Source organism: Aeromonas lusitana, assembly GCF_002812985.1.
GTDB classification, from domain to species: domain Bacteria; phylum Pseudomonadota; class Gammaproteobacteria; order Enterobacterales; family Aeromonadaceae; genus Aeromonas; species Aeromonas lusitana.
The window spans coordinates 38,995-60,990 of sequence record NZ_PGCP01000018.1 but is presented as its reverse complement, the minus strand read 5'-3'; the positions used below and the strand labels follow the sequence as shown (position 1 = coordinate 60,990).

The 21,996-nt window shown below is 57.4% G+C and carries 15 protein-coding genes, 2 tRNA genes and 1 pseudogene; 10 read left to right on the top strand and 8 right to left on the bottom strand.

All coding sequences use genetic code 11. The features are described from left to right. Positions 1-7 precede the first annotated feature (7 nt). The 5 genes from CUC44_RS12285 (at position 8) to CUC44_RS21010 (ending at position 5,451) form a co-directional block, all read left to right on the top strand. Positions 8-289 (top strand): helix-turn-helix domain-containing protein, encoded by a 282-nt coding sequence (locus CUC44_RS12285; protein ID WP_100860305.1) that lies wholly within the window; start codon positions 8-10, stop codon positions 287-289. Between the two features lie 35 nt (positions 290-324). Then, positions 325-549, top strand: a complete 225-nt coding sequence (locus CUC44_RS21465) for a ParE family toxin-like protein (RefSeq protein ID WP_425266317.1) — start codon at positions 325-327, stop codon at positions 547-549. 7 nt (positions 550-556) lie between these two features. Next, positions 557-1,009, top strand: a complete 453-nt coding sequence (locus tag CUC44_RS21295) for a hypothetical protein (protein WP_244166775.1) — start codon at positions 557-559, stop codon at positions 1,007-1,009. 339 nt (positions 1,010-1,348) lie between these two features. Further along, positions 1,349-3,922: a replication endonuclease gene (locus tag CUC44_RS12270; protein ID WP_100860219.1), complete on the top strand. Its 2,574-nt coding sequence runs from the start codon at positions 1,349-1,351 to the stop codon at positions 3,920-3,922. Positions 3,923-4,188: 266 nt separating this feature from the next. Beyond that, positions 4,189-5,451, top strand: coding sequence for a hypothetical protein (locus CUC44_RS21010; RefSeq protein WP_157812785.1), 1,263 nt, complete (start codon positions 4,189-4,191; stop codon positions 5,449-5,451). Between the two features lie 369 nt (positions 5,452-5,820). Here the strand turns inward: CUC44_RS21010 and CUC44_RS12260 are convergent, their stop codons facing one another. The 5 genes and pseudogenes from CUC44_RS12260 to CUC44_RS12245 all read right to left on the bottom strand — a co-directional run bounded on the left by CUC44_RS12260 (position 5,821) and on the right by CUC44_RS12245 (position 10,249). Next, a complete protein-coding gene (locus CUC44_RS12260; protein WP_100860217.1) occupies positions 5,821-7,260 on the bottom strand; it encodes a TIR domain-containing protein in 1,440 nt (479 codons plus the stop codon). A 343-nt stretch (positions 7,261-7,603) separates the two neighbouring features. Then, on the bottom strand, positions 7,604-7,855 hold the full coding sequence (locus CUC44_RS12255; protein WP_100860216.1) for an Ogr/Delta-like zinc finger protein: 252 nt from the start codon (positions 7,853-7,855) through the stop codon (positions 7,604-7,606). 62 nt (positions 7,856-7,917) lie between these two features. Next, complete coding sequence (locus tag CUC44_RS21165) at positions 7,918-8,958, bottom strand: phage portal protein (RefSeq protein ID WP_208621068.1); 1,041 nt, start codon at positions 8,956-8,958, stop codon at positions 7,918-7,920. A gap of 3 nt (positions 8,959-8,961) precedes the next feature. Beyond that, positions 8,962-10,068, bottom strand: a pseudogene (locus CUC44_RS21160) (terminase large subunit domain-containing protein); the annotation flags it as partial. After that, complete coding sequence (locus tag CUC44_RS12245; RefSeq protein WP_100860215.1) at positions 10,049-10,249, bottom strand: YbfA family protein; 201 nt, start codon at positions 10,247-10,249, stop codon at positions 10,049-10,051. The gene CUC44_RS12245 and the pseudogene CUC44_RS21160, both read right to left, overlap by 20 nt. A 216-nt stretch (positions 10,250-10,465) precedes the next feature. Between CUC44_RS12245 and CUC44_RS12240 the strand changes: the two genes are divergently transcribed. Next, positions 10,466-10,753 carry a hypothetical protein gene (locus CUC44_RS12240; RefSeq protein WP_100860214.1) on the top strand — a complete coding sequence of 96 codons (288 nt, stop codon included), beginning with the start codon at positions 10,466-10,468 and terminating at the stop codon, positions 10,751-10,753. Positions 10,754-10,808: 55 nt separating this feature from the next. On the opposite strand, the gene CUC44_RS12235 is transcribed toward CUC44_RS12240, so the two are convergent. Then, positions 10,809-10,882: transfer RNA gene (locus CUC44_RS12235), tRNA-Cys, on the bottom strand. A 57-nt stretch (positions 10,883-10,939) separates the two neighbouring features. Continuing rightward, positions 10,940-11,015: transfer RNA gene (locus CUC44_RS12230), tRNA-Gly, on the bottom strand. A gap of 248 nt (positions 11,016-11,263) precedes the next feature. On the opposite strand from CUC44_RS12230, the gene CUC44_RS12225 reads away from it, so the two are divergent. Further along, positions 11,264-14,701: an ATP-binding protein gene (locus CUC44_RS12225; RefSeq protein WP_100860213.1), complete on the top strand. Its 3,438-nt coding sequence runs from the start codon at positions 11,264-11,266 to the stop codon at positions 14,699-14,701. Positions 14,702-15,006: 305 nt separating this feature from the next. Here the strand turns inward: CUC44_RS12225 and CUC44_RS12220 are convergent, their stop codons facing one another. Continuing rightward, a complete protein-coding gene (locus CUC44_RS12220) occupies positions 15,007-15,828 on the bottom strand; it encodes an SPOR domain-containing protein (protein WP_167388887.1) in 822 nt (273 codons plus the stop codon). Between the two features lie 462 nt (positions 15,829-16,290). Between CUC44_RS12220 and CUC44_RS12215 the strand changes: the two genes are divergently transcribed. The 3 genes from CUC44_RS12215 (at position 16,291) to CUC44_RS12205 (ending at position 21,988) form a co-directional block, all read left to right on the top strand. Continuing rightward, positions 16,291-18,159, top strand: coding sequence for a potassium transporter Kup (locus CUC44_RS12215; RefSeq protein ID WP_208621067.1), 1,869 nt, complete (start codon positions 16,291-16,293; stop codon positions 18,157-18,159). Positions 18,160-18,465: 306 nt separating this feature from the next. Further along, positions 18,466-20,748 (top strand): tetratricopeptide repeat protein, encoded by a 2,283-nt coding sequence (locus CUC44_RS12210; RefSeq protein ID WP_208621066.1) that lies wholly within the window; start codon positions 18,466-18,468, stop codon positions 20,746-20,748. A 262-nt stretch (positions 20,749-21,010) separates the two neighbouring features. Continuing rightward, positions 21,011-21,988 carry an AAA family ATPase gene (locus CUC44_RS12205; RefSeq protein ID WP_341866443.1) on the top strand — a complete coding sequence of 326 codons (978 nt, stop codon included), beginning with the start codon at positions 21,011-21,013 and terminating at the stop codon, positions 21,986-21,988. The last annotated feature ends 8 nt before the right edge of the window (positions 21,989-21,996 follow it).

Here is a 21,996-nt window from a genome sequence, read left to right as displayed (position 1 = left end):
CATGCCTATGCCAAACACCGAAATGCCATCCATGACGGCCCTCAACGACAGCACCCGCCAGCGCCTGCGCCAACTGCGTGAGGCCTTGGGACTGAGTCGCCCCAAGTTTGCTGCACAACTGGATATCCCCCCCACCACGCTCAAGAACTACGAGCTGGGCTATCGCGAGATTGGGGGTGGCTTGTTGCTGCGCATCATCAACACTCCCGGCCTGTCTGATTACGCCGTTTGGCTCATGAAAGGCTCACTGATCATCCCCGAGCAAGTCCGTCCGGCCCACCCCAACTAATCCCACAAGGGGCTGCTTCGGCAGCCCCTGGAGCTATGCACATGGAAGGATTCAAGAGCATTGGCCGGATACCGGCTCAGATACAGGCAAAAGCAGCTGTGATGCTGTCCTGTAAACGTCCTCGCCGGCTGCACTCAGGGTGTGGGGATGTCATTGCGGTGGGGTACAGATACCGCCTATTTCGACCCTGTGGGGCTAGCGGTTTTCAGCTGATGACCCACGAACGCTACAACAAACTGACTTCTAAGAAGAAGCGCTGAGGATGATATGAGCGACGCTATCAAGATCGCCCGCCAGGCTCCCAAGCTAATCGAGGGGCTATTGGCTGATATGTTTGCGGCCCATGCCGAAGATAACCGGATCTGTTTGGGTGGCGTGTACTCCGGCCAACAATACATCCAGATCCAGCTGGTCGCTACCTGCAGCCCAGCCGCACTCATGGATGAAGATTATGTCGATGAGGAGTTCATCGGCAAGAGCGAGCCCCATCCGCGCAGTAGGCTGGCCAGCCACTGGCTAGCAGCCCGCGCCGAGTTTATCGCTGCAGGTGGTGAAGCCAGAGGAGATCGAGACATCTCCCAGGAACTGTTGGCGCTTGGTGCTATGCGCTCGGTCTATTGGCTGGCTCTGGGCCAAGGAGATACTGCACTGGCCGGGGAGATCGGCGACTGGTGGAAAGAATGTGCGCCACTGCATGGTCAGGGTGAGGTGATCCAATGAGCTCTCGCTTAAGAATCGCCCAGGAAGAAACCATCGCCAGTTGGCGGACAATCATGCTCGACGATACCGCTCGCTTACGCGGCTATCAGCGGGACTTGCTGACCATGCGCTCACTCTCCCCACGTCCACGGATCAGCATATCCCTCACCCTTCGACAGTGTGCAGCAGCGCGCAAGATGAGAGGCATGGCTGCCGGAGCACTGGCGAATTGTCGGCTTGAGCTTCAAACACTGTCAGGAGGTGCCAAATAACGATGGCCGCCTCACCGCACTATCCTAGTTTTTCCTATCTGGAACGCCTGATCGCAGCTCTGCCCGGTGACGAGCCCCGGTCCTTCTGATGCGGGACTATTACGCCGAACTGTTCGACGCCAAACCCATATCCCCCAGGCAGCCTGCTGCCTGGAAATTGGCAGCATCCACTAAAGCCATGGCGCGCCGCATCATGGCTTGTCGTCATGTATCACTCTATCCACTCGAAGCATCCCGCCTCCCAGCGGCTCGATGCAGAGAACTCGCCGGCGGTGATATCGATACCCGGATCAACGCTATCAAGAGCTATTTTGTCGGCATCCCTGGCACCTACGATCTGGACTGGGCACTTGACCTGTTGGAGCGGCCGATCCCTCGCGAGAACGGTGGGCCAGGGGTACAACTGCCCAGTGAATTGATCGCCGATCTGTTTGTTGGGTACTGCACCCGTCGTGCCCCTGATGTGCTTAAGGGGGTGGCCATCTGCAAAGAGGCCAATCGCTGGCTATCAAGCCGCATCACTACCCTGCGCCAGGTGCAAAACGTGATCCCCGAACCACTCGAGCAGCTTAGGACCAAGGAGAGCCGCGAGCGCCTGGCCGTCAACTATGTAGAGCGGGTCACCCGGCTGTTTAATGCCACCACTGATTTCGGCACAGAGCTGGTGTCGGCGATCCGCTTGTGGAACGCGTGCAGCCAACCGCTGGCCGCCTGGGGCATGCTGCCCCGCCTGCCCAAATTCAGAACGGCCGAGAGTCGTGATGACTTCATCGCCCACCACCTTATCCGCTGGCTCGATCCCAAATGGTGGGCCAGGCGTATGCGCAAGATCTGGGATCAGTACAACGAGCATTGCGCCATCCTACTTGGCAAGGTGCGTAAGGGGGTGTCCGCCTACGTGTCCAGCCAGGGCTTGCAAGCCTTTATCGAACGTCAGCGGATGGCAGCAGCCTGGCTCAAGGACATGGAAGCCTACAACGCTCAGGATGACATCATCGTCAGTCTGGAGGATGCGGTAAAAGCCTCCATCGCCAACCCAGAGAACCGCCGTCATGAACTGGTGGTGCGGGCACGGGGCTTTTCTGACGTTGCCGACGAGCTGGGCTATGTCGGCCTGTTCTTTACTTGGACGGCACCGAGCCGTTTCCACCCCTGGAAGACCATCAGGGCCCCCCAGGCTGGCGGGCCAGACAGCACGAGAGAAAACCCCAAACACGACGGCTCTTCCCCCCGAGATTCACAGCACTACACTAGCGAGCTGTGGAAGCGCTGCCGCTCAGCCCTCGACCGCAACCTGACACGGCGGGGAGAGTTCCTGGTGGCAGACCCCATCGACTATTTCGGCTTTCGGGTAGTCGAACCCCACCACGATGGCACGCCCCACTGGCACCTGCTTATCTGGGTCAAACCCGAGCACCAGCACCGGCTGATCGGTATCCTGCAACGCTATGCCCTGAGCCATGACAAAGGCGACCTGGAACGCAAACGTCACCCAGACAGCAAACAGCCCTATAGCGACATCACGCCCCGCTTTGACTGGAAGGTGATGGACAAGGAGAAGGGCGGCGCCGTGGGCTACATCGTCAAATACATCGCCAAGAACATCGACGGGTACCGGGTCGGTGACGAAGGCGATCTAGAAGCCGAGACCGCAGCTACCGAAGGCGCCCGCCGGGTGCGGGCCTGGGCCTCGCTTTGGGGCCTGCGCCAGTTCCAGCCCTTGAAGGGTCCGCCGGTCGGGATCTGGCGCGAACTGCGCCGGCTACCTGGTCGCCTGCAAGAGGCCAAGGGGATCCCCGTTGCTCCGCTGGCCAGCCCCATCATGGAAGAGTGCCGCCGTTATGCCGACGCGGTGGACTGGAAGAACTTCACCCAGGCCATGGGCGGCCCCTGCTGCCGGCGGGACGAACGCCCTTTGAGTATCTACCGCACCGCCTTTACCGACGCCAACCAGTACGGCGAACCGCAAACCAAGCTTGTGGGCGTGCGGGCCGCTGACGGCCTCATCCAGCAAACTCGTGTGGGGGAATGGGTGCTGCGCAAGTGTGGGTCACAGAACACCACCGAGGCCCAGGGCAGCGGGTTTTGGTCTGTGGGCGAACGTAGTGAGTTAGGGTGTGCCGAGCGCAGCGAAGGGGGTTTACCCCTTGGAGCTCTGGCAACAACTGTACGGGACGATCTTGGAGGCTCGAAAGAGGATCCATTGGGTGGCAGAAACGCATTCCATTTGGGACTTGATACAGAAGAAGTAGCCATGATCCGGCGCGGCTCAGTAGTCAGAGCTGGAGACAGGTTCGTGTATATCCGAAATGGTGACCTAAAAGTAACCGAACGACACCCATTTGCATCATCAAACGAACCATCCCCGTATCAAGTTGAAGCAGAGGCCAGACGCCGAGAGGCAAAACGCCAAGCTGAACTAGATGATGTACGGGGTCTGCTGGCCCAATCCGGGGATCTAGCAGCCTGGTTGGCCAGCATGACGCCCGCTTGTTCCAATGATGCTCTGGTGCTACTAGGTGCCCTTGAGGATGGGAACACTGAACAAGCTCATACTCAACTTGAGCGACTACGTAATGCCATCGACCTGCACACACGGCCACAACCCTCCGTCAGCCTTAGAAGAGAGTTCATCAGCAATGCCCAGTTTTTCGGAGAGTAAAATGAATAGAACCTGCGCACCCTATTCATGGCATTGCCGGACAAGCAACCAATGCTGGAGCAGCTATGCTTATTGATAAGACCAAGTACAGCAGTGTCAATTGCTCTGTTATCGCGGCCCTTCCTACTCATGCAGTAGTAACAAATCCGTATTGTTGGACTCTTCAACTGGTAGGTCTGGTGCGTAATTCATAGAAAGCTACTCATGGAATCATTACTTACTTTAAGCAAAGTGATGATCAAAACCACAAAAAGGTTCTTAGCAAGATGGAACGTCAAAAATTTATAAAACTGATGAAATCACGAGGGCATTGGCGAGACGACGAGCAGCTTACTGGAGAGCCGATATCATATGCGAACCTGAATGACGCAGGTAGTTCTGAGTTGATCAGGCAATGCCAGGGAGTCTGGGTTAACGGACCACCAGGTGGGGATGATAACTTAACAACAAATGAAGACACAGCTCATAGCAACCAAAATAAACGCAAGTTTAGTGAGTTGTTAGACAACTCTACGTTCCCAACTCAGCAACAGAGTGACATACCTGATTATTTTACCGATAAAATATCATCTGAAAATCACACTACGATGAATACCAACAGTGAACCCTTTATTTTTACTCCAGATTTCTTCCAGCATGAAGATTTTAACCTCAATGACTTTTTTGCTCAAAACCATCAAGAAACACCTGCCATATCCTCTCCAGATTTATTTCAGCAATTGGGTTTTGATCTCAATGATTATTTTGCTCAAAAAAGCCAAGAAACACCTGTCGTATCTTCCCCGGATTTTTTTCAGCAACTGGGTTTTGATCTCAATGATTTTTTTGCTCAACATAGCCAACCAGAACCATATAACCTCTCACAATCTTCGGGAGATGAATACCAACTACCAATATTTGAAAAAATAGAACATGATAATTTACTTTTATCATTGCGTGCATATAAAGCAGTTAGAGATAGATTTTCAGACTTAGGAAAAAAATCTGGAAACAAAGTAAAAAAAAGTGATGCAACGGATATATTACGCCAGAATGATACCGCCACATTAGTTTGTGAAACACAGAAAAACATCTACTTCAGTGCCAGTAGTAATGGTTTTTACGATTTTACCACCAGTATGGAAAAAGGAGTTGGAAACTGTGGCGAAATGTCCGGAGCTGCGGCACAAATAGTTAATAAATCAGGTGGTTATGCCACACAGTACTGTGTAGATAACAAGGGATCTCATGCCTTTGCTTTATCTGGGAAACCACCACTAGGTGCAACTGACCATATAAAAATGTCAGATTACAATGGCTGCTGGGTTATTGATCCCTGGGCAGGAATTTTCTGTGAGGCTCCGTATTATTGTCAGCAATTTGAGGCAAAAATGAAAAAATGGGCTTCAAAGAACAAACAGATACTAACATGGAATGAGCAGATACCTTCACAAGCAGTCTGGATACCAGCCGACACTCAATCATGGATAAATGCTGTTGTGAATGGGATAAAAACGATTTCCATTTCAAATGAAAGATTCTCTCTGTAAAAATAGCTAGCCAGTCGTCATAGACCTTAATCAGATGACATAAAGCAATGTTGCAACTATCTTCATTGACAGTTACTAATAATACAAATTATATAATTTAAAGATTCGTATAAATAAGATCCGTTTTACCCAAACCTGCTGCAGGATCTGCTGGCCATGGCCGCTGATGTATCCAACTCAGAGCCAACAGTCACACAATACGGTGTACTTAGCAGATGACCACCCTAACCCCCGGTGGCCATCAAACATAGAGGCATCATCAAAAGCCCGTCAGTACCCGCATTCTCTGGATAGCACCAAATAATGGCTGACAACCACAGTTTGGATTGGAAACGCTATTTGTTGACGATCTATCTGGATAGCGTTCAGTTAGTCCAAATTTTCAGGCTGATATGCAGTCCTCAATAATATTCGACCTTCTTTGCATACATTAGTGAACTTCTCATTCTCACCAAAGCGATTCTTAATTGCGCTTGCAAGACGATCGTGCGCATACTCTGATGAGCTATCTAATTTACTTCCTTTCTCTAACCATTCAACGGCGTCAGCATAAAACCCTTTGTTGTTTAGCATATTCCCTATATTATTTATAATCCAAGGTTCTTTTCCATTTGATAACTCAAATGCTTTCCTGCAAGCAACCATTGCCTTATCGTACAAACCCAACTTTAAACATGCATTGCTTAAATAACCATAATACCCAGGAACATCTGGACAATCATTCGCCAGACGATTTAATAAATATAAAGCCTCTTTGTTTTTGTCAGCATCAATTAGCAACTTTGAGTATCTGAACATTATTTCTTTGTTATTCTGGCTTTCGCGATATGCTTTAGCAATTGACTTCAATGCGTTTTCACTGTCGCCTGACGACGAGTATAACTCAGACAGCTTGAGACCAACATCTGGGTCATCGCTTTTAGATATTAATGTGTCAATTGCTTGACTCTCTTCTCCTATACTGCTCAAGCATTCAGATTTAATAATTAAAATTTTTATGTCTTGTGGGTGTTCACCATAAAGTTCATGGATTAAACTCAACGCCTTATCTTCATATTTCTCCCACATTAACATTTCGAGACCTAGCACTTGAATTTCTATGTTTTCAGCATGATCTTTTATTTTCTCAATTAATGGCTGTATACCGTTGTAGTCGTTTTGCTTGAGATCTATAAAGCTTAACCACATTTCATTTCTTAACAACTCTGCTCCATCCAAACCTTCAGTCAATTTGGCTAGTTTAACTCTTGCTTCATCAAATTTTTTATCTATTAAATCATGCATCCACTCAAGATTTTTTTCAATAGATAAAGCATTGTCTTCAGCGGACTCATTGTCTACCTTAGGGGCATTTAAAAAACCAATTTTATTAACAACTATTCTTATCTGATTGCATGCGGCCCCTGTTGCCGCTTGAAGACTATTATCCTGTCTCTTTGGATCATATTTTCCAGGCGTTACACCTAGAAGATCTGTCGGAACATGAGTATCACTTCCATCAGGAATTATAAAAAAAACCCTCTCTCTCCCTAGCTTGCCAACAAATAAACCAAACTCAAAAAGTACATTATCTCGTACGGTTTTATTTTTTTCATTCCGCATCAGTGTAATATCATCAGGACTAAAGACAAAAACCCCGAAGTCTGAAGCTGCCAACGTTTGTTCTAGCGAGTCTATAGACGTTTGAGAAAGGCCAAAAACTCCTTGATCCCAGACAGTTGCTTCTACATCATGCATCAAATTCTGTTGTATGGCGTAAGCTACCCCTAATCCTTCAACTGACGAACCTATAAACAATCTCGGTTTCATTTATTGTCCTCACTTATGTTTTAGACACCTAACAGTTTTCATCTAAAAACTTTAAATTTAAAATATCAAATTTACTTCGTATTTTTTCAATATAGCTTCCAATACATTAAGTAACAAAACTACATTTAAATACACCATATCAACCAGTTTGAACTGTATAATGGATGAATAGGGTATCAGACGCGAACCAGCTTAGTGAGAGGGAAATTATTTATTACGTTGAGTTTTGATTGATTTTTTGACGAAGGCCCGCAAAACAGAAGGGACGACGAAGGATAAGCCGAAGCCGAACAGCACCTGGATATCACACCATATTCGAAGAGAGGAAGAATAATTGGGGGCGTTATTGCATCTCCAATCCTTCCAGTACCATCTGCTTCCCCTCCGGGGTCAACCCCCTAACTAAGGCCAGTGCCATTTGATTGACCGTTCTAGCCGAGGGACTCAGGGTGTAGGTAAATGAAAGTGCCGCCACCCAAGTATGGCCACATTCGGCATCGGTGCATTGGCAGTAGAGATCGGCCACAGCATCGCTCAGGTGGTTGGTCTTGGTGATACGACCCCGAACGCCACACTCTTTGCAATAAACCCGCATATTTATCCCCCTGCCATACCGTTTTCAGAATGGAATATTATACGCCAATCGTCCCTGTTTTTTTATACAGTCACTCCGATGGTTTCCCGAAACTCGACCCAGAGGGAGCGAGGGAGTCCCGAGCTGTTGATGGCGTCCTGCACCAGTTCGCAGAGCGGCAGCACCTCGTCCCTGGCATAGGTGGCATCGTACTTCTCGGGATCCCCGAGCCCGCCCCCACCATTGGTCGGGATGATACCGGCCAGCGCTGCCGGAAAGCGGTGAGAAGTAAGTACGTCCTGGGCGGTGATCCCCTTGATGGCCGCGAACTCGTCCTTGGTCGCAATGTCCCCCACCGGAATGAGCTTGATGCCGTCCGGCTCGCCATCGGGGATGTTCACAAACATCGAGCGAAAGTTCCCCACCCCCTTGGAGTTGGCGATCATCTCCTTCATCTCGTCCTCGGTGTCGTCGTCCATGTTCGGGTCGGTGGCATAGAAGATGAAGCCCATGTGGGCGCCGTTGAGGAAGTATTTGCGCCGAAACAGGGTAGCATCCTGGTTGAGCAGGGCCGACTGTAGGCCACCCAGGTAATCGGGCATGCCGTAGACCTGTTGCTCCTGGTCGTATTGGGCCAACCAAATTACATCCTCCGGCCGGTAAGTCGGGTTCGGCTTACCCTGCTGCTGCAGGTAGACAAAACAGCCGTCCTCGCGCCGGCGCAGATAGACGCTGGAGAGTGGGTGCAACCCCACCACTTGGCCAAAGCCGTTGCGAATTTTAAGCAGGCCAGCATCCCCAAACTGCAGGTAGTTGTGCACGAACGCCGTGATGGTGGCGCGCTGATGGGTGAAACGGCCGGCGACCATATTGCGGCGCGCCATTAGGATGGCCCCGTGATGGGCATTCGCCCGGGCCACCTTGGCCAGCCCCTTACGGTCGATAGGCGGCTGGTAATACTCGCCATAGGGGTTGTAGAACACCCCGGTGTAGTCGGTCATCCAGGCCGTGGGGTCGATGGCCTCCGGCATGCTGAACGCCACGGCGCCGCGGCTGGATGGGGTGGCCACCTGGGCCGATTGGGATTTGCGTTTGCGGTGGGTATCGAGCGGCTCGTTGGCCACGGCGTGGGCGATGGCAAAGAACACGTCGGCGTGTCCGGTCACATTGTCCCGGGCGGCCCGAAACGTCATCTGGCCGCCGCCGGTGGTGCTGCGTTTGATAGCGAGGAAAGCGAGCGGGATGTCCCTGTCCGAGCTGTCCCACTCGATGCGGTTCGCCTCCACCACGTCGATCATCTTGAGGACCAGCCGTGACTTGCTCTCGATGCTGTAGTTGATGGGGTGACATACCCCTTTGAAGGTGGGCTTCAAGAGGTCAAACACCCCGGCGCCGATGCCGGAGACATCGACACCGAGATAGGTGACCCTGAACTTGTTGGCGATGCGGGTGATCTCCTGTGCCTGGAACTGAAAGTTGAGCCCGCGCCAGTAGTGCTTCTCCAACACCCGGAAGCGCTCACCGGCGACCGTGGGCGGGGCAACCACCACCAGGGTGGCGTTGTCGCGGGTGCGGCTCGGGTCGTAGCCCATCCACACTTCCCGCCGCCCGAACGGGTCGGGGCGCCCGGGCTTGTAGTCCTCCCACCGGGTCGGGTCCACCCCTGCCCGCTCCATATCCTGGAACTTGAACACCGACAGCGCGTCATCGATAAACCGGCACATGTAGAGGCGATCGAACACCTCCTCCGGGTACTCATCTTTGAGCTCCTCGATGTCGATGAGGTTGCAGCCAAGACGTATGGCGTCCTCAATGGTGATGACGTAGCGCCACTGCCGATCCGGGCAGATGCGGCCGCCATCGCGCAGGTCATCTTCCCCAGGAAAGTCGATAGCCACCCGGCTCGGCCGCTGCCCCTTCCAGCGATCCCCAGTCCAGAACCGGTAAGCCTCATGGACCTTGCTCGATGGGGTCGAGAAGTAGGTCTTGCGCCAGCGGCTTTGGGTCGCCATAGCGCTGGCCACGTCCGAGAGCTTCTCGAAGTTGGGGATCCAGAAATACTCATCGATGTAGACGTTGCCCGAGCGGGACTGGGCGCTGTTGGAGCTAGTGGAGCAAAAGTGCAGCTCGGCCCCGTTCGACAAGACAATGGGGTTTCCGGTCAGGGTGACGCCCAAGAAGGTCTGGGCTGTCTTTTTTATGCAAGGAGCGGGATCAGTAGAAGATCCGCTCACCTCGTTCGCTCATCTTCAACCACACCGGCTTGGTGCTGGTCTTGTTCCAGATGCGGTGCAGGTAGCTGTAGAAACGCGCGCGGTCGCTGCGAAACAGCATCACAGGGAAGGCGAGCACGCCCACCAGCAGCACGAAGGTGCGACGAAGGATTATCTGAGTCAGAGAGAAGGGATGAAACATGATACGGCACCTCACTGGTAAGACCACTGAACAAAGATTACTCCACAAATTGTAGGATTACTACATCAATGAGGCCATTTTTTTATAAAAAAATGCCATTAAAACCAGAAAGTGAAAACGGGTTACATTAATTAACCAAAAAACAACAAATGTGGCAAAAGGCGGAGGCTGGGTCAGAGTTAACGGGTAGGCACACATTGGCAAGGGGATGAGACGATGAAGCTGGCAGAAGTGGCAATCCTGAGCGTATTGGGCCTGCTTGGCTGGTCACAATGGCAGGAGTGGCGACTCAATCAGGGGGATGCCATCGAACTCGCCTATCAGGGGGCGCCCACCGTCGGTCTGTGGCAATGCGGTCAGCTGAAACAGAAGATGGCGCAGCTGGCCGAACATTCGACCGAAATGCAGTACCAGTTCAGGGGCCAGGCATTGACCGATCTGGATCGCTATCTGCACAAGGAGTGGCGCCTGCAAGGGTGCGATCAGCTGATCACGCCGCAATGATGCCGTATGGCAACTACGTGGCATAACGAGATGGAAATGGAAAGAAACAAGAAGATGGAGGCACGTTCCGGAGTCGAACCGGACTAAACGGATTTGCAATCCGCTGCATAACCGCTTTGCTAACGCGCCATGCTGACAAGGCAATGAGCCTTGAGAGTGATGTTCATGGTTGGTGCCATGAAAGATTGGAGCGGGAAACGAGACTCGAACTCGCGACCCCGACCTTGGCAAGGTCGTGCTCTACCAACTGAGCTATTCCCGCTTTATTGCCGTGTGCCAGTTACCTGACAACGAGGCGCATTATACGTACCCCGAGCTTGGGCACAACCCTTTTTTGTGACTTTCCACGCTTTTCCCGACTGTTTGCTCAGGCTTTAAACGCCTTGCTCGAAATTCCCTCCATTCCTTGTGATCTGGCAGGCGAATCCAAGATAAAGTCATTGAAATAATTAGTCTTTAGTCAGAAACTCACCTTGCTTAGTAACTGGATTCTCAATTGAAAATCACACGATGAAATGGACCTTCAAGCCTCGTGGGCTCAGACCGCAGCTGATGCTGGCTTTTTTCATGTTGGCCATGGTGCCCTTCCTGGTCGTCACCCTGTTTTTCCTCTATAGCCACGGCAAAGATCTCACCACCCAGACCTCCAATCACCTGGTGTCGGCACGCAACATCAAGAAAAACCAGCTGGAAGATTACTTCGGCAACCTCAAAGAGCAGATCATCAACTTCTCCCAGCAGGATTTCGCCGGCAACAGTATCGGTCGCTTCTACGGCTTCACCGGCGCCTTCGAAAAGCTCGGCACCACACCGCAGGAGGCCCGCGCCCGCGCCCAGGCCCGCTATGTGCCGGGCTCCTGGGACAAGCTGCAACAACCCGACAGCAAGGTGGACATAGAGCCCTCCATCAGCGCCCTGATCCTGGCGGATGAGATGTATGGCCGGGTCCATCAGCGTTTCCACCGCGGCTATGCCGACATGGTGCGCAAGTCCAACTACAGCGACATCTTCCTGGTGGATCTCAACGGGGACGTGGTCTATTCGGTCACCAAGCACGCCAACTTTGCCAGCAACCTGCTCTCGGGCCCCTATCAATCCAGCGGGCTCGGCAACACCTTCGCCAAGATCAAACGCCGCCTCGACGGCGGCCAGAAGCCCCAGCAGATCTTTGAGTTCACCGACTTTGGCCGCAACGAGCTGACCGGCCAGGTGGTGGCCTATCTCGCGGCCCCGGTCATGCAGTACGACTATGTGCGCGGTGTGGTGATCTTCGAGCTGCTGCCGGACAAGCTGAACCAGATCATGGCGGAGCGGGAGGGGCTCGGCGAGACCGGCGAGACCATCCTCATCGGCCCGGACAAGCGGATGCGGGCCAATGCCTGGCTCGCCCCCGAGTTCAGCGTGGAGAACAGCTTCAGCCCCAACTTCCGGCCGCTGCAGACCCCGCTGGTCATCAAGGCCCTGTCGGGCGAGCAAGGGGTCGGCCCCTTCCTCTCCTATCACGATGACGAGGTGCTGGCCGCCTATACCCAGGTCAAGGTGTTCGATACCGAATGGGCCTTTATCGCCGAGATCTCCACCAGCGAGGCCTATGCGCCTATTCGCCAACTGGAAACCCTGGTCATACTGCTGGGGGCCGGCTCTCTGCTGCTGCTCATTCTGTTCTCCCGCTGGCTCTCCCACTCCATCACGGCGCCCCTGCGATCCCTCACCGCCGCCGCCGAGCAGGTGGCCGATGGCGCCCTGGATCACCCCATCACCATACCCCGCACCGACGACGACATCGACCGGCTGGCCCAGGCGTTTCGCCACATGCAGCGCTCGGTAAAAGACAAGATAGAGCTCATCGAGCGCCAGACCCAGGAGCTGCAACAGCAGGTCAAGCTGACCCACAAGCAGAACCTGAGCCTGCAACAGGCGGACAAACTCAAGGATGAGCTGCTCGCCAACACCTCCCACGAGCTGCGCACCCCCATCCACGGCATCAAGGGGATGGCCGAATCCATGCTCGCCAGCCAGCAGGACCTGACCGAGGGCCAGCAAAAACAGCTCGGCCTCATCATCAAGAGTGCCGACGGCCTGGCCCGGCTGGTGGACGACTTGCTCGACTATCACCAGATGCGCTACGGCCAGCTGGAGATCCACCCCCAGCCCGTCTCCTCCAAGGGCGTCATCCGGCTGGTGCTGGATCTCTGCCAGCACCTGGTGCAGGCCAAGCCCCTCACCCTGGTGGACATAAGCCCGGCCGAGCTGCCCCCTGTGCTGGCGGACGAGCAACGGCTGGAGCAGGTGCTCTACAACCTGGTGGGCAATGCCATCAAGTACACCCCCCAGGGCAAGGTGGTGCTGAGCGCACAGGTCGAGGGCCAGTTCCTGCGCATCAAGGTGACCGACACCGGCATCGGCATCCCCAGAGAGCATCTGGAACACATCTTCGAGCCTCTGGTGCAGATGAACCCGGAGCTCGGCAAGCAGGGGGCAGGGCTGGGGCTCTCCATCACCCGCCAGCTGGTGCACCTCATGGGGGGCGAGCTCAGTGTGGAGAGCGAGCCGAGCGTCGGCTCCACCTTCGCCTTCACCCTGCCGCTGGCCAGCGGCAAGGCGGGTAGCCTGACCCTGGACAGTCGCCAGATGGAGCACCAGCTGGTGCGCCAGCAGCCCCTGATCCTGCCGGACTGGGAGAGCGACGATCTGCCCGTCCCCCCGGCCGATGCGCCCCTCATCCTGGTGGTGGATGACGAGCCCATCAACCTGCACATACTGCGACACCTGCTGCAGCCCTGCGGCTACCGCATACTGCCGAGCAGCGATGGCCACGATGCGCTCGCCAAGCTGGCCCAGGAGCCGGTCTCCCTCATCTTGCTGGACGTGATGATGCCGACGCTATCCGGCTTCGATGTGTGTCGCCGCCTGCGGGAACAACATCCCAAGGATCAGCTGCCTGTGCTGCTGCTCACCGCCCTCAACCAGCCAAAAGACATAGAGGAAGGTTTCAACGCCGGCGCCAACGACTACCTGGTCAAGCCGTTCTGCAAGGAGGAGCTGTTTGCCCGGGTCAGGGCCCTGCTGGAAGCGAGCGCCGGCCGCGCCTCCCTGGTGGAGAACCGGCTGCTCAAGCAGGAGATAGAGCATCGCCTGCGCCTGCAAGGGCAACTGCATCAGGATCAGGAGCGCCTGCTGGCCCTGCTCGGGGAAGGGGCCGATCCCATGGTCTTCATCGACGAGCAGGGCACAGTGCTGTTCGCCTCCCGGGTGCTGGCACGGCTGCTCGGGCAAGAGCCAGAGGCCATGGAGGGGCTGCCGCTGGATGAGTGGCTGGCGACGCCGCTGGCGAGCCAGTGGCCCGATCTGAAGGCGCGCCAGGAGCAGCCGCTGGAGTTTCTGGTGGCCGGACAGAAAGACGAGCTCAATGCCCGCGCCCTGCCCATCAGCCTCGGCGGACAAAATGCCTTCGCCCTCACCCTCAGCACCGAGTCTCGCCAAGATGACAACCGGGTGATGGCGCTGGAGAATGCCCTCAAGAGCCTGTCGCGCCAGGCCATCATCGAGGATGGCCAGTTGCTGGGTGAACTCAGCCGGCTCGGCGGCGAATTCCGCTCCCTGGCCGACAACCTTATCCGCCAGCAGGATGACGAGCCGCTGCGCCAGGCCTTGGTGGACACCATGCGCCTCACCCTGGATGCCTGGCAGCAGAGCACCGGCAAGGGCAAGATAGTGCTGGCGGAGAAGAGCAAGCTGTGGCGCGTCTACATGGACAGATCCAGCCCCCAGACCCGCACCCTCGACAAGTACCTGAGCCTGGATACCCTGCCCAAGGCACCGCGCTGGAAGACGGTGGTGGCCAGCGCCGAGTATGTGCTCAAGCAGTGCCCGCTCAACGAGCTGCAGCAGCAGAGCCTGCACCAAAGCACCCAGCTGCTGCGCCAGCTCGCCAACCGCAAAGGTTGATAATCCGGCGCGATCTCGGGCGGCCTGTCTCCCGTTGACGGAGTGAGCCAGGGAGATTGAGCAGATGACATGCCAAAAACAGCACACCCGCGAATGACGCGGGTGTGCTGTTTTTGAAGTTGTGCCATGAGGGCGAAGGGGCTGCTCCTGCAATGCGACTCAGCAAGCGGCCAGCCAGATCCCGAACGAGGGCAATACAGCCCATCTCATACCAGCCGACCCTTACCCTATCTCCCAAGAGCGCCGGCAACCCAACACCCACAGGATGAGGCACGTTTACTCAGGCCTATCCCCTATCACGTGGCTTATGGCGTCAATTCTCTATTCACCTGGGCAAAGGATTTGGGCCAGGGCTCCGCTTTTTGCAGGGCAGGCGGCAACTGACGAATGGCCGCTTGCGCCTGGCTCATGCCGGCATGATCCCCTTGCAGCACCACATACCAGGGGTCGCCATTGCGGCTGGTTTGATAGACCCACACCTTGCCGGCGAGCCGATTGGTGTGCACAAACTGCTCGACGGCATCCAGGCTGCTTGCCCCCATCAGCTGGACGCTGAGGTGGTTGATGTTCTTCTGTTTCAGGACGCTGACGGGGGTCAGGCTGAGCTTGCCGGGCGCCCGGCCTGACGACTTGGGAGCGGATGCCTTGGGCACAGATGTCGGGGCAGGCCTGGACACTGGCTCGGGGGGCACGGCAGGCTTGGCCTTAGCCAGGGAGGCAGACTGTGCCGCGGATAATGGCATAGGCAGTTCAGGCACAACGACCTCTTCAGGCGCGACCGGCAAGGCGCCGCTGACCGGCATCTCCAGCATGGGGGGAGCCTTGTCGGCCATGCCATCGGCCTTGCTTTCAATAGCGCCGGAGTCGGATTCTGGCAGAGGGAGCCCGGCATCCGTCGGCGGGATCAGGCTTGCGGTGGCGCCACTGGTCTGGCCCGGGCCCGTCTCAGGCAAGGTGACGCTCGCCGGTGCAGGCGCGGCCACCTCCGCCTCGGGTTCGACCTTTCGATCAGAGGAGTCGACATAACTCAACACCAGGAAGCACAGGATGCCGGCGACCAGTCCGAGCACTATCTGGCGAACGAGAGAGAGGGTATTGCACTTGCGCAGATGGCATTCGGTCATCATGTCCTCCAGGACGTCATGAACATGGTTAGGGGCCATGGTGGCCACAGAAAGGCATCGCCAGCATCAGCGGATATAGGTAGGAGATCTCCCCCGTAACGAACGAAACCCGCTCAGGCAGCACCTTGCTCAGTCCCTCGGCGCTCCCACTTTGCGTCGGCGCGGGATGAGTGAGCAATCCAGGTTCCTGCACTAGCAGCCCTCTCTGCCTGTCACTCGCTACACCCTATAAAACGCCGCAAAACGATACCTGAGCAGCACTGAACTCGGCCTGAATCCTTCGACTCTCCTTCGGATCCGGCCGCTTTGGACCGGTCGGCTCGCTCGGAACTGTGCGAGTAGGTCAAAGCACAGCCGTGTCCGCCTCTTTTGGAGATGACACAAGCCCGCCCAAGGTCGTCACTTCACTTTCGAGATAGCGAGCCATACTATGGTTAACATAATGAATTGAAATGGGATTTCATGATGAGCAATGGCGCGGGGCAAGGTCGTATGGCCATCACGTTGGCTGCATTGGGCGTCGTCTACGGCGACATAGGCACCAGTCCGCTCTACGCCTTGAAGCAGAGCTTTGCCGGCAATATGGGGCTGCAACCGGGGAAAGACGAGATCTATGCCATAGTCTCCCTCTTCTTCTGGACCCTGATGCTCGTCGTGTCCCTCAAATATGTGCTGCTGGTGCTCAAGGCCGACAACAAGGGCGAAGGGGGCATACTGACCCTGGCCTCCCTCGCCGCCCGGCGCCTCTCCCCCCGCGCCCACACCGCCGTCATGCTGCTGGGGCTGGCCGGGGTGGGACTGTTTGTCGGGGATGCGGTGATCACCCCGGCCATCTCAGTGCTCTCCGCCGTCGAGGGGCTGGAGATCATGGCCCCGGATCTTGCGCCCTTCGTGCTCCCCATCGCCCTGGTCGTGCTGGTTGTGCTGTTCGGCGTCCAGCACTACGGCACCGCCGGGATCGGACGCTGGTTCGGGCCCATCATGCTGCTCTGGTTCACCACCCTGGCGCTACTCGGGGTGCTCGAGATCGCCAAGACGCCCGCCATCCTCGGCGCCATCAACCCCCTCTACGCCCTGGATTTCCTGCTGACGAGACCGGGAACCGCCTTCGTGGTGCTGGGCGCCGTGGTGCTGTGCGTGACCGGAGCCGAGGCGCTCTACGCCGACATGGGGCACTTCGGGCGGGGCCCGATCCAATTCGCGTGGAACAGCTGGGTGATGCCGGCGCTGCTGCTCAACTACTTCGGCCAGGGGGCCTTGCTGCTGCGCCGCCCCGAGGCCATCGAGAACCCTTTCTATCTGCTGGCCCCGGGCTGGATGACGCTGCCGCTGATCGTGCTGGCCACCCTGGCGACCGTGATAGCGTCTCAGGCGGTCATCTCAGGTACCTATTCCGTGATGCGCCAGGCCATCTTGCTGGGGTTTCTCCCGCGCCAGGAGATCCGCCACACCTCCGAGCACGAGCAGGGACAGATCTACCTGCCACTGGTCAACTGGCTGCTGCTCGGGGGCATAGTGCTGGTGATTTTCTGGTTCAAGAGTTCGAGCAACCTGGCGGCCGCCTACGGCATCGCCGTGACCGGCACCATGGTGATCACCACGCTGCTGCTGATGGTGGTCGCCTTCCACCGCTGGAAACAGCCGATCTGGCTGATCGCCCTGGTGGGAACGCCGCTGCTGGTGATGGATCTGGCCTTCTTCAGCGCCAATACCACCAAGTTCCTCGCAGGTGGCTGGCTGCCCGTGCTGTTTGCCCTGCTGATCATCCTCGTGATGACCACCTGGAAACGTGGCCGTGAGCTGGTACTCGAGAAGCTAGAGAGCCAGGCCTTATCCTTGCAAGGCTTCGTCGACAATATCCAGATCCGTCCACCGCTGCGGGTGCCCGGAACGGCGGTCTTCCTGTCCAAGTCCATCAAGGTCGTCCCCAATGCGATCCTGCACAACCTCAAGCACAACAAGGTGATCCACGAGCGGGTCATCTTCCTGACCATCAAGGTGAAGGATGAGCCCTGGTTGCTGAGGGAGGAACGCCTGGAGCTGACCCAGATCGGCGATGGATTCTGGCAGGTGGTAGCCAATTTCGGCTATCAGGAGACGCCATCTATGGAGGAGATCTTCCAGTCTTGCGCCAAGCAGGCGCTGAATGTCAGGCTCAATACCACCTCCTTCTTCCTCTCCTACGAGTACCTCATCAGCACGGACATACCGGGCATGGCGCGCTGGCGTGAGAAGCTGTTCATCTGGATGAACCGCAACTCGCTGCGGGCCACCGACTTCTTCCAGATCCCGACCAACAGGGTGGTGGAGCTGGGGGTGCAGCTCGAGCTCTGAGTGCCCCTCTCTCCCAGATCCCCTGCTCCCCTTGAGCCGCTCTGACCATGGTCGGGCGGCTCTTTCCACCCGGTTTCCATTTAGCCCTTGAGAGAATCCCGCCTTAGTGATACTTAAATAATCAATAAAATCAGGCGCGTCGGTCACATGACCGGGCCCAGACCACACCGCTGACTGGCAGGATGCCGGCACAGAGGCGGCCACAGAGTACCCACTGACGAGGTACTGACAATGAGCAGGGATCGGCAAGGAGCCGCTGTGAGAGATAGACCTAGTAGAGGCGGGTTGCCGCGCCGGATCATGGCCATGTTGTTGGCTGGCCTCTGGGGCTGGCTGTTGTTTGTCGCCACCCCGGCCCTTGCCGAACCCGGCCAGTCCCCCGCCCTCGCCACCGAGCCAAGCGGCTATGCCCCCGAGGCGAGCTGCCTCGACTGCCATGAGAGCCAGGTAGCCCAATGGAAGCAGTCCGATCACGCCTGGGCCATGCGCCACGCCACCCCGGACAACGTGCTTGGCGACTTCAAGGACGCCAGCTTCGATGAGGCCGGCGTCAAGGCCAGCTTCTTTCGCAAGGGGGATGCGTTCTTCGCCAACCTGGAAGGAGAGGATGGCAAGCCCGCCGACGTCAAGATCCTCTACACCTTTGGCCACTACCCGCTGCAACAATACCTGGTCGAACTCTCCCGTGGCCGCCTGCAGGCCCTGACCCTGGCCTGGGATAGCCGCCCTAAGGAGGAAGGCGGGCAGCGCTGGTTCTCCCTCTACCCCGGTCAACGCTTTGCCACCAGCGATCCCTTGCACTGGACCGGTCGCTACCAGAACTGGAACGCCATGTGCGCCGACTGTCACTCCACCGCCCTGAGCAAAGGCTACGACGACAAGAGCGACAGCTTCAGCACCAGCTGGCACGAGCAAACCGTCGGCTGTCAGGCCTGTCACGGCCCGAGCCAGAGCCATGTGACCTGGGCCAACCAGCGCAAGGCGGGCGGCACCGCCAAGGCGCCGGATGACCACTATGGCCTTGGTGTCGATACCAAGGCGCTCGGCAGCAAGGGACAGGTAGAGCAGTGCGCCTTCTGCCACAGCCGCCGGCAAGGGCTCGGCACCGGCCAGCAACCGGGCCACCCACAGCTGGATCAGAGCCTGCCTACCACGCTGCGGGCCTCTCTCTATCATGCCGATGGCCAGATCGACGGCGAAGTCTACGAATTCGACTCCTTCACCCAGAGCAAAATGTTTGCCGCCGGGGTGGGGTGCAGCGACTGCCACAACCCCCATAGCACCAAGATCAAGCTGGAGGGCAACGGCCTCTGTGTGCAATGCCACAATCCCCAACCGCCAACCAGTCGCTTCCCCAGCCTGCAGGCCAAGGAGTATGACAGCCAGGCACACCACCATCATGAGCCGGGCAGCGCCGGGGCCCAGTGCGTCAATTGCCACATGCCGACCAAGACCTACATGGTGGTGGATCCACGCCGGGACCACAGCCTGCGCATCCCGCGCCCGGATCTGGCGGCCAAGACCGCCAGCCCGGATGCCTGCACCAGTTGCCATCAGGGCAATCAGCCCGAGTGGGCGGCCAAGGCCATCGACATCTGGTATGAGAAACCGCAGCGACCCGCGCACTACGGCGAGAGTTTCCAGGTGGTGCGCACCGGCCAGGGCAATGCCCTCGAGCTGCTCGGCGCCCTGCTGACGGATAAGGAAAAGGCCGCCATAGTGCGTGCCACCGCGGCCGAGCAGTTGGCGGATCTCGGTCTGCCTGCGCTGCCAAGCCTGCGTCTCGCCCTCAAGGATGAGAGCGCCCTGGTGCGGGCCTATGCCATCTCGGGCTTCGCCAACACGCCGCCCATGGCGCGGCAGGACGATCTGCTGCCTCTGTTGCAGGACCCGAGCCTGGCGGTGCGGGACGAAGCCATCCGGGCCCTCGCCGACATGCCGCCGGACAGCTTGCCCGAGGCCGAGCGGGCCCGTTTCCAGACCTTGCTTGCCGACTATGAACGGCGCCTGCGTGGCAATGCGGATCTGCCGGGGGGACGGCTCAATCTGGCGGTGCTGCTGACCCGTCAGGGCCGCCAGCAGGAGGCCATGGCCGAGTATCGTGAGGCCCTGAGAATGGATCCTTACTTCGTGCCGGCCCGGGTCAACCTGGTGACCCTGGCCAGCGCGGCCCAGCAGCTGGACGAGGCAGAGGCTCTGCTACGAGAAGGCCTGGCGCTAGATAAGATGCCCACACCAGATCATGGGAACCTCGCCTATATGCTGGCGCTGCTGCTGGTGGAACGTGGCAAAACGGAGGAAGCCGTGAACTGGCTGGACAAGGCGGCCAGCGAGCTGCCGGGCAACGTGCGGATCCGCTACAACCAGGGGCTGCTGCTCTCCCAGCTGAACCGCCGTGACGAGGCGCTGGCCGCCTTGCGGGCCGGGCTGGAGCAGGCACCAGAAGATCCCGACCTGCTCTACACCCTCATCTATCTGCATGCCATCGCTGGCGAGCAGGAGGAGGCGTTCGGCTACGTCAAACGGATGCGCAAAGCCGCCCCGCAGGATCCCCGCCTGCTGGCCATCGAACCCTACTGGACCAAATGAGTGCACCTGAGGTCACGGCAGGGGATGACCCCCTGCCGTGACCCGGACGACGACCAATGATGCGTCCTAGATGCATCATATATAAGGCAAAAAGAAATCAAACGGGTCTATTGTCAGCCCCCGAAAACGGTCATATTGTGTACTCTTCATACATCAAATCATCGACGCCTATCATCTTGAGGGAGACAGTCATGGGGGTATCGCCTGTTGCGATGCCCGGCTTGTGATCCTCATTCGACTCACCTTACCAAGGAATGGAATTGTGACGATACGCGAACAGATCACCCAGTTGGAGGCGAACGTCGCCGCCATGGTATTTGGCCAGGCCGATACCATCCGCCACGTGCTGCTGGGACTCTTGGCCAATGGCCATGTCTTGCTGGAGAGCCTGCCCGGGCTCGCCAAGACCCGCACCGTCAAGGCGCTGGCCGTTCACCTCGATGCCAAGATGAGCCGCATCCAGTTCACGCCGGATCTCCTGCCCTCGGACATCACGGGGGGCGAGATCCTGCAGCAGACACCCAGCGGCAGCCAGATCAAGTTCCAGCAGGGCCCGCTGTTTGGCAACGTCATCCTGGCCGACGAGATCAACCGCGCCCCGGCCAAGGTGCAAGCCGCCTTGCTGGAAGCCATGGAGGAGCGCCAGATCACGGTGGCGGGCCAGAGCTACCCCATGTCTTCCCTGTTCATGGTGCTGGCGACCCAGAACCCCATAGAGCAGGAGGGCACCTACCCCCTGCCGGAAGCCCAGATGGATCGCTTCCTGATGAAGCTGCACCTGGATTATCCCAAGGTGGAGGACGAGATCCGCATCCTGCGCCTTATTCGGGGCGAGGATCAGCAACAGCAGGCGGGCGAGCAGCAACAGCCGGATCATCTGTCCCAGGAGGTTATCTTCGCGGCCAGACGCGAAGTGGCCGCCATCTATGTCTCGGAAGCCATCGACAGCTATCTGATGGCCCTCATCAACGCCACCCGCCACCCGGCCGATTACGACGCCGATCTCGCCCGCTGGATAGCCATAGGTGCCAGCCCGCGGGGCGGCATCAGCCTGGATCGGGTGGCGCGGGCGCAAGCCTGGTTGGCCGGTGACGACTTCGTCACGCCGGACCATGTGCGCGCCGTGGTGCACCCCGTGCTGCGCCATCGACTGCAACTCTCCTATGACGCCGTCGCCGACGGGGTGAGCACGGACGACGTCATCGATCGCCTGCTCGACCACGTCGCCATCCCGGCCTAGGCGGCGTC